This is a genomic window from Xanthomonas sp. NCPPB 3005 (genome assembly GCF_041228095.2).
Taxonomy (GTDB): Bacteria; Pseudomonadota; Gammaproteobacteria; order Xanthomonadales; family Xanthomonadaceae; genus Xanthomonas_A; species Xanthomonas_A bonasiae.
Genome location: NZ_CP166096.2, coordinates 2,350,325 through 2,363,294, shown reverse-complemented (window position 1 = coordinate 2,363,294; position 12,970 = coordinate 2,350,325). Strand labels below are relative to the sequence as shown.

Below are 12,970 nucleotides of genomic sequence, written 5' to 3'. Positions count from 1 at the left end.
GAGTGAATCATGGCGCGGCGAAGGGCGTCAATCGCGGCGCCCTGCCCCGCGCTGCCGCGGTTCACGCCGCAGCGCAGCACGCGCGCACCGCGTGCGCCCGGGTCAGCCGCCGCCGGTCTCGCGGTAGGCGGCCAGCGCGGCGTCGCGTCCGGCGGCCAGGTCCACGATCGGCTGCCGCGGATAGTGCGGCGCGCTGGCGGCCAGGCGCTGCGGCGACAGCCACGGCGCGAAGCGCTCGGCCACCGGCAGCGCCGCCAGTTCCGACACCCAGCGCGCGATGTAGCGGCCCTGCGGATCGAACTTCTGCGCCTGCGTCACCGGATTGAACACGCGGAAGTACGGCGCGGCGTCGGCGCCGGTCCCCGCCACCCACTGCCAGCCGAGCGTGTTGTTGGCCAGGTCGGCATCGACCAGGGTGTCCCAGAACCAGCGCGCGCCTTCGGACCAACGCACGCGCAGGTGCTTGCACAGGTAGCTGGCGACGATCATCCGCACCCGGTTGTGCATCCAGCCGGTATGCCACAGTTCGCGCAGGCCGGCGTCGACGATCGGCACGCCGGTGCGGCCGCGCTGCCAGGCCTGCAGTTGCGCCGGATCCGGCGCGGCCCAGCGGAACCGGGCGAAGCGCGGATTGAGGTTGTGCTCGGGCGTGGCCGGGAAATGGTGCAGCAGGTGATGGGCGAAGTCGCGCCAGCCGAGCTGGCGGATGTAGCCGTCGATCGCCGCGCCGGTGGCGGCGCTGCGCTCGTTTTCCAGTGCCGCGACGATCCGCCACGGCGCGATCTCGCCGAAATGCAGGTGCGGCGACAGGCGCGAGGTGCCGACCTGGTCGGGTCGGTCGCGGCCCTCGACGTAGCCGCGCAGGGCGCCGTCGACGAACACCTCCAGCGCCTCGTGCGCGCCCGCTTCGCCCGGTCGCCATACCTCCCAGAAACCGCGGTCCCAGCCCAGCGCCGGCGCCAGTCCCAGTTGTTCCAGCGGCAGGCTGTGCAATGCCGGCGGCGGTGGCGGCAGCGTCTTCGGCGCGGGCAAGAGCGCCGGCACCTGCCAATGGCTCAGCGCGCTGCGCCAGAACGGCGTGAACACCTTGTACGGCCCGCCCTGCTGGGTCGCCAGCTGCCACGGCTCGAACAGCAGCGCACCGTTGCGGCTGTGCACCTCCAGGCCCTGCTCGCGCAGTTCGCGCTTGAGCCGGGCGTCGCGCGGCTGCGTGGCCGGTTCGTAGCGGCGGTTCCAGTACACCGCGACCGCGCCGCATTCGGCGATCAGCTCGCGCAGCACGGTCTCGGCCGGACCCTGGCGCAGGATCAGCCGCGATCCGCACGATTGCAGTTGCGCGTCGAGCGCGGCCAGCGAGCGCTGCAGCCAGCTCAGCGAGGCCGCGCCGGCGGCCCAGGCGCCCTCGTCGCCGGGACTGTGCACGTACACCGGCACCGGCGTGTGCCCGGCGGCCAGCGCCGCATGCAACGCGGGTTGATCGTGCAGGCGCAGGTCGCGCCGGAACCAGACTATGGCGTAGCTCATGCGCAGGACGGGCCGGAAAAGGACGCGCAAGGATACGCGGGGCCGGCGCGCAGCCGGCGTGAGCGCGCACGGCGCCGGCGCGGGTGCCGGCTGGCGCGCTGGCTAGGCCGCGACCGGCGCGCCGGACTGTTCCTGGTTGCCGTAGCTGACCAGCAGCGGCTCGACGATGGCGCCGGCCGCCTGCAGATTGCGCAAGGCCAGGATCGACGTGAGGCTCAGTTCGCTGCCGTGCGCCAGCAGCATCATGCCGCGCTTGGACACCACGTCCTGCTCCAGGCGCCAGCCCGGCACCAGATCGCAGACCTTGGCCTTGCGGATGCCGCTGCGGGTATTGAGCTGCAGGTCGGCGAGCGCGTCGATCAGGCCGCGCGGCAGCGGCGGCTCGACCTTGCGCAGCTCCTGCACCGCGTGCGCCAACGGCAGCTTGCGCGCCAGCCCGCGCACCAGCAGCAGCGAGGCGCGCAGCAGCTGCGCGCCGCGGACCACGTCCGGCGAGGCGTCGGCCGGCGGCGGCAGCGCCTGGTAGCGCACGATCTCGGCCACCGCCTGCATGCGCGGGATCGCCGTCAGCAGCCGGTACGCGACCAGCGGATGGCCGTCGATCAGTTTCTGCTCTTCCTCGGACAGTTCGTCGCCGGCGATCTCGCGCTGCACGATGTCGCCCGGTACGCTGACGCAGCCGATGTGGCTCAACGCCGCGGCCACTTCCACCATCCAGCGGTTGGGCCACGGCAGCTTGGCGGTGACGTGGCTGACGCAGGCCTGCAGTTGCGCCGAGCGCTGGAACGCCCACGGCGCGACCATCGACAGCACCTCGGTGAGCATGCGCGTGGTGCCGGCCAGCGTGGTTTCCAGCAGCTCGCGTTCCAGCAGCGTGGCGCGATGCAGCGCCACCGCCTGTTCCAGCGCGGCGACCAGTTCCTCGGTCGGGCACGGCTTGCACAGGAAGCGGAAGATCGCGCCCTGGTTGATCGCGGCGATCGCCGAGGTCGCATCGGCCTGCCCGGTCAGCAGCAGGCGCACGCTGTCCGGCGCGCGCGCGCGCGCCGCGGCCAGGAACGCGGCGCCGTCCATGCCCGGCATGCGCATGTCCGACACGATCGCCGCGAACGGCGGGCCGGCGGCGATCGCGGCCAGTCCGGCCTCGCCGCCGTTGGCGGTGACCACGTCGAACTGGCCGAACAGGTTGCGCTCCAGCGCCGCCAGCAGATTGGGTTCGTCGTCCACGCACAGGATGCGCGGCAGTTCCGGCTCGCTCATGACACGACCTCCGCTTCGCGAATCTGCGCGCACGCCGCCTGCCACTGCGGCAGCTGCGCGGCCACGCCCATCGCCTGCAGGTACTCCAGGTCCGGCGCCTGGCCTTGGGCCAGCGCCACGGCCACATGCACCACGCCGATCGCGTCGAACTGGCGATGCTCGACCCGGCGCGGCGCGCGGTGATGGGCGACCGCCTCGACGATCGCCCCGGGCAGGCCCCACACGCCGAGCAGGTAGGCGCCGATCTCCGCATGCGACGGGAAGCCGCGGCCGTGCGGATCGGCATCGCGGCACAGGCGCTCGACGTCCGGCAGCAACGCGCCGACGTTGGCCAGCAGCGCCGCGGTCGTGACCACGTCCTCGGCGACGTGACCCTTGCCGACCACCGCCGCCAGCCGCGACGCGCGCACCGCATCGGTGCGGATCGCGTCGGCCGAGTCGCCGGCGTCGCTGTGGAACACCTCGCTGGCCAGCACCAGCGTGCGCAGCAGGCCGATGCCGATGCGGTTGACCGCGTCCTTGATCTCGGCCACGCGATGGCCATTGCCGAAGAACGCGCAATTGGCCAGCTGCAGCACCTTGGCCGCCAGCGCCGGGTCGCCTTCCATCACCGCGGCCACCTGCGCCACGCCGGCAGCGGGATCGCCGAGCAGGCGGTTGAGCCGCGCGAACATGCGCGGTGCCGACGGCAGCCCGCCGATGCGTCCGGCCACCGCCTGCACCGCCGGATCGTCCAGCAGCACCTGCAGCGCCACGGCGCGGTCGATCGCTTCGATCAGCGCATCGCCCTCGCAGGGCTTGGCCAGGAACTGATGGGCCACGTCCAGCGAACGCAGCGCCGCTTCCTGTTCGGTATGCCCGGACAGGATGATGCGGATGGTGCGCGGGCAACTGTCGCGCACCTGGCGCAGCAGTTCGGCGCCGTCCATCATCGGCATGCGCATGTCCGAGACCACCACGTCGGCCGGTTGCGCCCGCAGCGCGACCAGCGCCTCGGCGCCGCTGCCGGCGAAGGCCACGTCCCAATCGCGGTCGGCCATGAACATGGTGCGCTCGAGGCCGGCCAGTACCTGCTTCTCGTCGTCGACGAACAGCACGCGCATCGTTCAGCCCGCCACGGCGTTCAACGGCAGCCGCACCACGAACGTGGTGCCGCGCTGGTCCGCCGGCGGTTCGAAGAAGATCAGTCCCTGGTGCTTTTCCACCACCGCCGAATAGGCGATCGCCAGGCCCTGGCCGGTGCCCTTGCCGACCGGCTTGGTGGTGAAGAACGGATCGAACACCTTGGTCCGGATCGCCTCGGGAATGCCCGGGCCGTCGTCGCTGACGCACAGGTCCACGTGGCTGTCGCCGGCACGCCGCAGGATGATGCGGATCCGGCCCTGCTCGCGCTCGCCCGGCACCAGCGTGTCGCCGATCGCATGCGCCGCGTTGACCACCAGGTTCAGCAACACCTGGCCGATCTCGTCGCGCAGGCACGGCACCATTGGCACGTCCGCGGCGAAATCGGTCTCGATCTCGGCCACGTACTTCCATTCGTTGCGGGCGACGGTGATGGTGGTGGCGACCAGCTCGCGCAGGTCCACCGGTTCCTTCTCGCCGGCCGATGGATGCGAGAAGGTCTTCATCGCACTGACGATCTTGGTGATGCGGTCCAGCCCTTCCAGCGACTGCTGCAAGGCCTCGGGGGTCTGCTTGCGCAGGTACTGGAACTTGGACGAGGTCACCTGCGCGTCGAGCGCGGCGACCAGCTCCGGCGCCACGCCCTGCGCACGCGCCGCATCGACGATAGCGAAGGTCATGTCGAACACGTGGTCGAGGATCTGCTTGGCCTTGCACACGAACGCCAGGTTGTCGCGCACGTACTGCGCCGGCGTGTTGATCTCGTGGGCGATGCCGGCGGCGAGCTGGCCGATCGACTCCATCTTCTGCGCCTGCAGCAGCGCGACCTGGGCCTTGCCGAGGTCGGCCAGGGCATGCTCCAGCTCCTGCCGCTCGCGGCTCAGCTCCTGCGTCTTCAGCGCCACCACCTTGCCCAGCGCGATGTTCTGCTGCAGCGTCGCCAGCGGCGAGGCCGCCGCATCGTCGCGCGCGGTGACCCGCTTCTTCAACACGGCGATCACCTTGTCGCGCGCGGCCAGTTGCCGGCGCAACTCGGCGATCAACGCCGTCTCGCCGCTCTCCAGCGGCGCGGTTGCGGCATGCGCCAGGATCGGGACCGTCGCTGCATCTGCGGACATGCTCATCTCCCGATCGCCACGCCGGTAAAGGTCTGGTTGACGTGCAAGCCGTTGAACTGCTCGCCGTAGGTGGAGAAACCGAAGACGCCTTGCTGCGCCATGAACGCGCCGACCTGCTGCTGCATCTGCGACTGGCCGAACTCCAGGCGGCGCAGGATGCAGTCGCAACCGATCACCAGCGCCGGGTCGGATATCGTCTCGTGCACTTCGGCAAAGGCCTGCTGCAGCGTTTCCATCACGTCCACCGCCTGGCCGACCGACACCACCATGCCCTCTTCCACCGCGCAGTAGCAGGTCATCGACAAGTCCTCGTTGACGCGCAGGATCGAACGCACGTAGGGCTCGCCGCTCAAGGTCAGCAGCAGCGGATAGGTCGAGAACACCTTCGGCTCCAGTTCTTCCAGCGGCACGCCGATCGCCTGCGCGTAGGCCAGCGCGGCCGACTCGCCATTGATCTCGCGGATCAGGCGCCGCGCCGGATCGGCGTCGGTGACCACCAGTTCGATCTCGCTGGCGACGAAGTGCTGCAGCTTGAACACCACGAACGGGTGCCGCGAATGGAACAGGGTCAGCACCGCCGCATCGGCCAGGAAGCGGCCGTCGTAATAGACCAGGGTGCGCTCGAAACGCAGATTGTCGCCGGCCGAGCCGCCGAGCAGCGGCACGTCGCCGATCATCCGGTACAGCGCCGCCGCCAGGTATTCCTCGCAGGTGGACAGTCCGTCGACCAGCAGCAGCGAGAAGCACTGCCCGGCCTTGTCGGCCGTCGCCGCCTGCACCGTCTCGGCCACCACCGCGACCTGCGCCTGCAGGTCGCTCAGCGGCGCGATCAGCAGCGGCTGCGCCTGCAGCACGCCGCCGCGCAGGCCGGCGACCAGGATGCCGTTGCTCTGGAAGCCGTGCTCGCCGATCTGGCCGGCAGCGGTGCAGCCGATCACCGGGCAGTCGAAGCCGGCCTTGATCGCCGGACCCAACGCGTCCAGATCGTATTCGGCATCGCAGAACAGCAGCACGGCGTCCAGCGGCGCGGCGCCCAGTCGCGCGCGCAACGCGGCGACCGCAGCGACGGCATCGCGGTCGGCGGTTTCCGCATGGGTGACGGTCAACGGCATGGGCGGGATCCAGGAAGGGTTCCCTCCGGGTATCGACCATCACGGATTGAGGTTGAGCGCGGTCAAAGCGCTCTGTGACAGAAGTATCGCTGTGCCCGGATGAATACGCGCGCCGCCGGCCGCATCCACTGCAGCGCAGCAATCGCGCGGCCGGCGTCGCGGTCGCGTGCGGCGCCTACTCGAACGCGCCCACCGAATCGTGCGACAGGTTGTCGAAGCGGGTGTATTCGCCGAAGAACTTGAGCTTGCACGAGCCGGTCGGGCCGCCGCGATGCTTGCCGATGATGATCTCGGCCAGGCCCTTGTCCGGCGAATTTTCCTTGTTGTAGTAATCGTCGCGGTAGATGAACACGATCATGTCCGCGTCCTGCTCGATCGCGCCGGATTCGCGCAGGTCGGCCATCACCGGGCGCTTGTCGGTACGCGTTTCCAGCGAGCGGTTGAGCTGCGACAGCGCGATCACCGGCACGCCCAGCTCCTTGGCCAGGCCCTTGAGCGAACGCGAGATCTCGGAGATCTCGGTGGCGCGGTTCTCGCTGTTGCCCGGCACCGACATCAGCTGCAGGTAGTCGATGACGATCAGCCCCAGGTCGTGCTCGCGCTTGAGCCGGCGCGCCTTGGAGCGCAGGATCTCCGGCGACACGCCGGGCGTGTCGTCGATGAAGATCTTGGTTTCCTTCAGCATCTTGATCGCGCCGGTGACCCGCGCCCAGTCCTCGTCCTCGAGCTGGCCGGTACGCAGGCGCTGGGCGTTGATGCGGCCGTTGGAGGAGATCAGGCGCATCGCCAGCTGCGAGGCCGACATTTCCATCGAGAACACCGCCACCGCCTTCTTCGACTTGATCGCGGCGTACTCGGCGATGTTCAGCGCCAGGGTGGTCTTGCCCATCGCCGGACGCGCGGCCAGGATGATCAGGTCGGTCGGCTGCAGCCCGGCGGTCATCGCGTCGAAGTCGCTGTAGCCGGTGGGCAGGCCGGTGATGTTGCCGCCGTTCTCGAAGCGGCTGCGCAATTCCTCGAACGCGTCCTTCAACGCGCCGGGCATGGCCACGAAATCGCTGCGCCCGCGCGCGCCGGCCTCGGCGATCTTGAACACCGCCTTCTCGGCGCTGGCCAGCAGCTCCGCGCTCTCGCGCCCTTCCGGCTGGAAGCCGTCGTTGACGATGGTGGTGCCGACCTCGATCAGCTGCCGCAGCACCGCCTTGTCGCGCACGATCTCGGCATAGGCGGCGATGTTGGCCGCCGACGGCGTGGTGCTGGCCAGTTCGATCAGGTAGGCGCCGTCGCCGACCATCTCCAGCTTGCCCTGCGACTCGAACCACTCGCCCAGGGTCACCGCATCGAACGGGCGGCCCTTCTCGGCCAGCTCGCGGATCGCGCGGTAGATCAGCTGATGATCGCGCCGGTAGAAATCGTTGTCGGTGAGCTGGTCGTTGACCCGGTCGTAGGCGTCGGGCGCCAGCATCAGGCCGCCGAGCACGGCCTGTTCGGCCTCGATCGAATGCGGCGGCACGCGCAACTGATCGATACGCGGCTCGCTGCGTTCGCCACGCTCGCTTTTGCGGTCGCCGCGGTAGCCGGGACGGGCGGACATGGGCTGGATCTTCTCTCTGGGGGGCGCGGTCGGCGGGCGGCGCCGATGGCGCGACCCGGCCGGCCATCTTAGTCAGCGGCGTGCGGCGCGGCTAGGGACAAGTCTGTGGACAACCCGTTGAGAACTGCGCGCAGGCCGCGCCACGCAAGGCGATCGCCGCGGCGCCGCAGCATCGCCGTTGTGCGTCGCATCCGCTGAGATCGCCGGTTCGCCGGCTCAGGCCTGCAGTTCGTCGACCCAGGCGATGAACTTGTCGACGAAGCCCTGCAGGAACTTGCGCGTATCGTCGTTGCCGATGCTGCCGTCGGCCTCGATCAGGCCGTCCTTGAACTGCACGAACACCTCCGGCTGGCTCAGCACCGGCATGTCCAGGTAGGCCAGTACGTTGCGCAGGTGCTGCTGCGCCAGCGCGGTGCCGAGTGTGCCCGGCGACGCTCCGCACACCGCTGCCGGCTTGCCGGCGAAGGCGCTGTCACCGTAGGGCCGCGAGCCCAGGTCGATCGCGTTCTTGAGCACGCCGGGGATCGAGCGGTTGTACTCGGGGGTGACGAACAGCACCGCGTCGGCGTCGCTGACCTGCGCCTTCAGCCGCTTGCCCTGCTCCGGATAGTCGTGATCCTGGTCCTGGTCGTACAGCGGCAGGTCGCCGATTTCCACGTACTCGAAGCGGGCGCGGTCGCCGACCAGTTTCTCCAGCGCCAGCGCCAGGCGCCGGTTGAACGACTCCTTGCGCAGGCTGCCGACGAAGACGGCGATGCGGTACTGGCTCATGGCGTACTCCTGACCGATTTGGGGCTTGCAGCCTAGCCGCCGGCGCAGCGTGGCCAGGTGAATACGGCCAGGGCGACCGCCGCCAGGCCGCTCAGCGCCGCCCCTGCCAGTCCGCGCGCGACTGCCCCCACACTTCCACCTCGTGCGCCTGCAGCGGCTCGGGCAGGCGATCCTGGCGCAGGTAGCGCGCGCCCAGCTTGGCCGCGACCGCCTTGGAATTGGCGTTGTCGGCGGCGATGGTATGGATCACCTCGGTCCAGCCCAATTGCGCGAACGCCCAGTCGATCGACGCGCGCGCCGCTTCCGGCGCATAGCCCTGGCCCCAGTACGGGCGCGCGATCCCCCAGCCGACCTCGGTCCCCGGCCAGCCATGCGGCTGCCACGGCCCGACCCGGCCGATCCATTGCCCGCTGCGCTTCTCGATCACCGAGAACATCGAAAACCCTTGCAACTGCCAGCTGCCGACCAGCGCCGCCAGCGCGCGCCAGGCCACCGGCGGCGGTTGCACGCCGCCCAGATGGCGCATCGTCTCGGCATCGCCGGTGAACCGGCAGAAGTCGTCGAAATCCGCCGCGCTCGGCGGGCGCAGCAGCAGACGCCCGGTGTCCAGTTGCAGATCGAAAATGCTCATGCCCTCGCCTCCTCGTGTCTGTCCATTGCCCCGGGCGCCATGGCCGCGGCGCGCACCGGTTCAGAACGCATTGATGCCGGTCAGCTCGCGGCCGACCACCAGTTGGTGCACGGTCTCGGTGCCTTCGTAAGTGATCACCGATTCCAGGTTCAAGGCATGGCGGATGGCGCCGTATTCGGTGGTGATGCCGGCGCCGCCGAGCAGGTCGCGGCATTCGCGGGCGATGTCCAGCGCCATGCGCACGTTGTTCCACTTCGCCAGCGACACCTGCGCCGGCTGCAGTGCGCCTGCATCCTTGAGCCGGCCCAGCTGCAGCGCCAACAGCTGCGCGCCGGCGATGCGCCGGGCCATGTCGGCCAGCTTGATCTGCGCGCTCTGCGTGGCCGCCAGCGGGCGTCCGAACAGGATGCGTTCGCCGGCATAGGCCAGCGCCTCGCGCAGGCAGGCGATCGCCGCGCCGATCGCGCCCCAGCTGATGCCGTAGCGGGCCTGGGTCAGGCAGCCCAGCGGGCCTTTCAGCCCGCGCACGCCCGGCAGCCGCTGCGCGTCCGCCACGCGCACGTCGTCCAGGAACAGCGCCGAGGTCACCGAGGCGCGCAGGCTCATCTTGTGCGCGATGTCCTGCGTCGCGAAGCCCGGCGTGCCGGCTTCGACCAGGAACCCCTGCACCCCGTCCTCGGTCTGCGCCCACACGATCGCCACGTCGGCCAGGCTGCCGTTGGTGATCCACATCTTGCTGCCGCTCAGGCGCCAGCCGTCGCCGTCGCGCACCGCGCGGGTCTGCATCGCGGCCGGGTCGGAACCGCCCTGCGCCTCGGTCAGGCCGAAGCAGCCGATCGCGGTGCCGGCGGCCATCGCCGGCAACCAGCGCTGCCGCTGCGCCTGGCTGCCATAGGCGTGGATCGGATACATGCACAGCGAGGACTGCACGCTGACGAAGCTGCGCAGCCCGCTGTCGCCGCGTTCCAGTTCCTGGCAGATCAGGCCGTAGCAGACCGCATTGAGCCCGGCGCCGCCGTCGGCGGGCGGCAGCGTGGCGCCGAGCAGGCCCAGTTGCGCCAGGTCCGGCACCAGTTCGGCGGGGAACCGCGCCTGGTCGAACGCATCGCCGATGATCGGCAGCACCCTGGCATCGACGAAGCGCGCCACCGCCTGCTGGATCGCGCGCTCCTCCTCGCTCAGCAGCGCGGCCACGTTGAACAGATCGTCGCAAGGCAACGGCATGGCGGGACTCGGCAGGCGAAAGCCGCATTGTATCGGCCTGCCCGCGCTCCGGAAAAAGAAAAGGCCGGCACCTGGCCGACCCTTTCTCCCTGCTGCCGCGGCGAGACTCAGCGCTGGCTGATCACGTCGCCGGCCGAGGCGGTCTGGGTGACCAGGCGCCCGTCCAGCACCGGCAGGCGGTCGCTGCTGGGCTTGTCGTCCATGCGCACGGTCTTCTCCTGGCCGTCGTAGCGGTAGGTGACCTCGTAGCCCTTGACCACGTCGTCCTTGCCCAAGGCGATGCGGCTGCCCGGCTTGCTGTCGGTGCGCATGGTGCCGGTGCTGCCGTCGTCGTTGCGGTAGGTCACGTTGTAGCCGGTGATGCGCGAGGACTCGGCGGTGCTGTTCTCGGTGTGGCACTGGCGCTCGGTGCGATCGACCACGCGGCCGCCGACGTGGTTGCGGTCGACCTGGTTGCCGATGAAGCCGCCGGCCACTGCGCCGGCCGCGGTCGCCGCCTTGCGGCCGTTGCCATGGCCGACCTGGTTGCCGAGCAGCCCGCCGACCACCGCACCGACCACGGTGCCGCCGACGTTGCCGTCGCGCTCGGGCAGGCGCTCCTGCACCACCACGTCGTTGCAGACCTGGCGCGGGGTGGTGGTGGTGGAAGTCTCGCGCAGCGGCTCGGTGCCGATCACCTCGGCGTAGCGCTGTTCCTTCTGCGTGATCGGATCGACCCGCACCACGTCGGCGTATTCCAGCTTGCCGCCGACGTCGTTGCCTGCGACCGCGTCGCCGGCAACACTGTCCGCAGCCGGACGCACGTCGCCGCTGCCGGCGAACTCCTGCTTGTCGCGGTTGTTCATGAAGGCCGCGGTGGCCACGCCGCCGACCAGCAATGCGCCAGCCGCGACCAGAATGGTTGTCGTATTGCTCTTCATCGTTTCTCTCCTGCGGTCTGGCCGCGTTGTCTGCATCTACGGTGCTGTGATTACCATGCCGAAGCTGAACCGATCCGCTCCCTATTCAGCGAAAATCCTGAGCGCGGACTGGTGCGGCATGCGGAAAGGCGCCATATCAAGCGTGTTAGCGTTTTCATCACCCTGCCGGAGGATCGTCCATGCCTAACCCGATCGTGCTGCCATTGCTGCGCTGGGCCGGCAAATTGCGCTACCCCACGCTGTTCAAACTGACCGCCGGGCTGTTCGTGCTGAGCGTGCTGCTGCCCGACCCGCTGCCCTTCATCGACGAGATCGTGTTCGGCCTGGGCACCTTGTTGCTGGCCAACTGGAAGACCCGCACGCCTGCGCCCGTCGAACCGGAGCCCATCGCGTCCAGCGCGCGCCGCGTGCGCCGCTGACCGCCGATGCGTCTGATCGACAGCCACTGCCATCTCGACGCCGCCGAGTTCGACGGCGACCGCGCCGCGGTGGTCGCGCGCGCGCAGGCCGCCGGCATCGTCGCGCAGGTGCTGCCAGCGGTGACGGCGGCGTCCTGGCCGAAGCTGCGCGAGGTCTGCGCGATGGCCGACGGCCTGTATCCGGCCTACGGCCTGCATCCGCTGTTCCTGGACCAGCACCGCCCGGAGCATCTGCCGTTGCTCGGCGAGTGGATCGAACGCGAGCGCCCCTGTGCCATCGGCGAATGCGGCCTGGATTTCTTCGTCGAAGGGTTGGACGAAGCCGAACAGCAGCGCTATTTCGCCGGCCAGCTGCAGCTGGCGCGCGCGTTCGACCTGCCGGTGGTCGTGCACGCGCGGCGCGCGGTGGATGCGGTGATCCTGGCGATCCGCAAGGTCGGGCGCCTGCGCGGCGTGGTGCACAGCTTCGCCGGCAGCCCGGAACAGGCGCGGCAACTGCAGTCGCTGGATTTCCTGATCGGCCTCGGCGGCCCGGTCACTTACGCACGCGCGCAGCGGCTGCGGCGCCTGGCGGCCGAGCTGCCGCTGCAGCAGTTGCTGCTGGAAACCGACGCCCCGGACCAGCCCGACGCGTCCATCCGCGGCGAGCGCAACGAGCCGGCGCGGCTGCGCACGGTCCTGGACACGATCGCCGCGCTGCGCGGCCAGCCCGCCGCCGAGATCGCCGAACAGACCACGCGCAATGCGCAGCAACTGTTCGGCCTGGATGCGCGTGCCGAGCCCGCGTGACGGCTCGGAAATGCGGCGGCCTGCAGGGAAACAGACATAGCGTCACAGCGGGACGCACAGTGCCAGCTCTGCAAGGAGCGCTTCGACCTGGACGCGCAACCGCGTGCGTTCGTCATGCCGCTGCTGGCAAAGGCCAGCGTTTCATCATGATCGAGTGCCCGTGCTGCGGCGCGTCCACGCAGTACGTCACGATGGTCGCTGTCACCAAGCCGCATGACCACGAGGCCCCCCTATCGCGGCCCGCTTCCACGATGCGCGGGATGGGTCGATTGGATCGATGCCGAGTCGCCGCCGTTCTGGGGCTGCGGCGAATGCGGCAGTGTCTGGCATGAGGAGCGCGATTTCCAGACGCGAATTTCGCGCATCGTCGCTCGCCACCCGTATCGGGCAGACAGCTACAAGAGAATCGAGGGCAAATGGCTGCCCGCTGGGCCGGATGTAGAATCGGCGGACCACGAAGAACGCATCGGCAAGGAGCCATGACGC

13 protein-coding genes are annotated in these 12,970 nt (G+C 69.8%); 3 read left to right on the top strand and 10 right to left on the bottom strand.

Translation table 11 applies throughout. The features are described 5' to 3' along the window. Positions 1 to 102 precede the first annotated feature (102 nt). From AB8810_RS10175 to AB8810_RS10130, 10 genes are all read right to left on the bottom strand, one after another. Positions 103 to 1,524: a deoxyribodipyrimidine photo-lyase gene (locus AB8810_RS10175; RefSeq protein WP_369916414.1), complete on the bottom strand. Its 1,422-nt coding sequence runs from the start codon at positions 1,522 to 1,524 to the stop codon at positions 103 to 105. 102 nt (positions 1,525 to 1,626) lie between these two features. Continuing rightward, positions 1,627 to 2,784 (bottom strand): HD domain-containing phosphohydrolase, encoded by a 1,158-nt coding sequence (locus tag AB8810_RS10170; protein WP_179565197.1) that lies wholly within the window; start codon positions 2,782 to 2,784, stop codon positions 1,627 to 1,629. Further along, the gene (locus AB8810_RS10165; RefSeq protein WP_369916413.1) at positions 2,781 to 3,887 is read right to left on the bottom strand and encodes an HDOD domain-containing protein; all 1,107 of its coding nucleotides are present in this window, start codon (positions 3,885 to 3,887) and stop codon (positions 2,781 to 2,783) included. The genes AB8810_RS10170 and AB8810_RS10165 overlap by 4 nt, the downstream gene beginning before the upstream one ends. A 3-nt stretch (positions 3,888 to 3,890) precedes the next feature. Beyond that, positions 3,891 to 5,024 carry a sensor histidine kinase gene (locus AB8810_RS10160; RefSeq protein ID WP_179565201.1) on the bottom strand — a complete coding sequence of 378 codons (1,134 nt, stop codon included), beginning with the start codon at positions 5,022 to 5,024 and terminating at the stop codon, positions 3,891 to 3,893. A gap of 2 nt (positions 5,025 to 5,026) precedes the next feature. After that, entirely contained in the window at positions 5,027 to 6,136 is a 1,110-nt protein-coding gene (locus AB8810_RS10155; RefSeq protein WP_369916412.1) for an FIST N-terminal domain-containing protein, read from the bottom strand. Positions 6,137 to 6,311: 175 nt separating this feature from the next. Next, positions 6,312 to 7,730 carry a replicative DNA helicase gene (locus AB8810_RS10150; protein WP_179565205.1) on the bottom strand — a complete coding sequence of 473 codons (1,419 nt, stop codon included), beginning with the start codon at positions 7,728 to 7,730 and terminating at the stop codon, positions 6,312 to 6,314. A gap of 216 nt (positions 7,731 to 7,946) precedes the next feature. After that, positions 7,947 to 8,501, bottom strand: coding sequence for an NADPH-dependent FMN reductase (locus AB8810_RS10145; RefSeq protein WP_179565207.1), 555 nt, complete (start codon positions 8,499 to 8,501; stop codon positions 7,947 to 7,949). Between the two features lie 91 nt (positions 8,502 to 8,592). Beyond that, a complete protein-coding gene (locus tag AB8810_RS10140) occupies positions 8,593 to 9,132 on the bottom strand; it encodes a GNAT family N-acetyltransferase (protein WP_191824036.1) in 540 nt (179 codons plus the stop codon). Between the two features lie 60 nt (positions 9,133 to 9,192). Beyond that, positions 9,193 to 10,356: an acyl-CoA dehydrogenase family protein gene (locus tag AB8810_RS10135; RefSeq protein ID WP_179565211.1), complete on the bottom strand. Its 1,164-nt coding sequence runs from the start codon at positions 10,354 to 10,356 to the stop codon at positions 9,193 to 9,195. 107 nt (positions 10,357 to 10,463) lie between these two features. After that, complete coding sequence (locus AB8810_RS10130) at positions 10,464 to 11,276, bottom strand: glycine zipper 2TM domain-containing protein (RefSeq protein WP_179565213.1); 813 nt, start codon at positions 11,274 to 11,276, stop codon at positions 10,464 to 10,466. 179 nt (positions 11,277 to 11,455) lie between these two features. On the opposite strand from AB8810_RS10130, the gene AB8810_RS10125 reads away from it, so the two are divergent. The 3 genes from AB8810_RS10125 to AB8810_RS10115 all read left to right on the top strand — a co-directional run bounded on the left by AB8810_RS10125 (position 11,456) and on the right by AB8810_RS10115 (position 12,967). Beyond that, positions 11,456 to 11,695, top strand: coding sequence for a DUF6116 family protein (locus tag AB8810_RS10125; RefSeq protein WP_191824034.1), 240 nt, complete (start codon positions 11,456 to 11,458; stop codon positions 11,693 to 11,695). A gap of 6 nt (positions 11,696 to 11,701) precedes the next feature. Next, complete coding sequence (locus tag AB8810_RS10120; protein ID WP_369916411.1) at positions 11,702 to 12,484, top strand: TatD family hydrolase; 783 nt, start codon at positions 11,702 to 11,704, stop codon at positions 12,482 to 12,484. Positions 12,485 to 12,697: 213 nt separating this feature from the next. Next, on the top strand, positions 12,698 to 12,967 hold the full coding sequence (locus AB8810_RS10115) for a hypothetical protein (protein ID WP_369916410.1): 270 nt from the start codon (positions 12,698 to 12,700) through the stop codon (positions 12,965 to 12,967). The last annotated feature ends 3 nt before the right edge of the window (positions 12,968 to 12,970 follow it).

Coding starts and splice junctions, on each gene's coding strand:
- AB8810_RS10170 (WP_179565197.1), bottom strand. CDS start 2,784: ATGAGCGAGCCGGAACTGCCGCGCATCCTGTGCGTGGACGACGAACCC.
- AB8810_RS10160 (WP_179565201.1), bottom strand. CDS start 5,024: ATGTCCGCAGATGCAGCGACGGTCCCGATCCTGGCGCATGCCGCAACC.
- AB8810_RS10145 (WP_179565207.1), bottom strand. CDS start 8,501: ATGAGCCAGTACCGCATCGCCGTCTTCGTCGGCAGCCTGCGCAAGGAG.
- AB8810_RS10150 (WP_179565205.1), bottom strand. CDS start 7,730: ATGTCCGCCCGTCCCGGCTACCGCGGCGACCGCAAAAGCGAGCGTGGC.
- AB8810_RS10120 (WP_369916411.1), top strand. CDS start 11,702: ATGCGTCTGATCGACAGCCACTGCCATCTCGACGCCGCCGAGTTCGAC.
- AB8810_RS10140 (WP_191824036.1), bottom strand. CDS start 9,132: ATGAGCATTTTCGATCTGCAACTGGACACCGGGCGTCTGCTGCTGCGC.
- AB8810_RS10135 (WP_179565211.1), bottom strand. CDS start 10,356: ATGCCGTTGCCTTGCGACGATCTGTTCAACGTGGCCGCGCTGCTGAGC.
- AB8810_RS10155 (WP_369916412.1), bottom strand. CDS start 6,136: ATGCCGTTGACCGTCACCCATGCGGAAACCGCCGACCGCGATGCCGTC.
- AB8810_RS10130 (WP_179565213.1), bottom strand. CDS start 11,276: ATGAAGAGCAATACGACAACCATTCTGGTCGCGGCTGGCGCATTGCTG.
- AB8810_RS10125 (WP_191824034.1), top strand. CDS start 11,456: ATGCCTAACCCGATCGTGCTGCCATTGCTGCGCTGGGCCGGCAAATTG.
- AB8810_RS10115 (WP_369916410.1), top strand. CDS start 12,698: ATGACCACGAGGCCCCCCTATCGCGGCCCGCTTCCACGATGCGCGGGA.
- AB8810_RS10165 (WP_369916413.1), bottom strand. CDS start 3,887: ATGCGCGTGCTGTTCGTCGACGACGAGAAGCAGGTACTGGCCGGCCTC.
- AB8810_RS10175 (WP_369916414.1), bottom strand. CDS start 1,524: ATGAGCTACGCCATAGTCTGGTTCCGGCGCGACCTGCGCCTGCACGAT.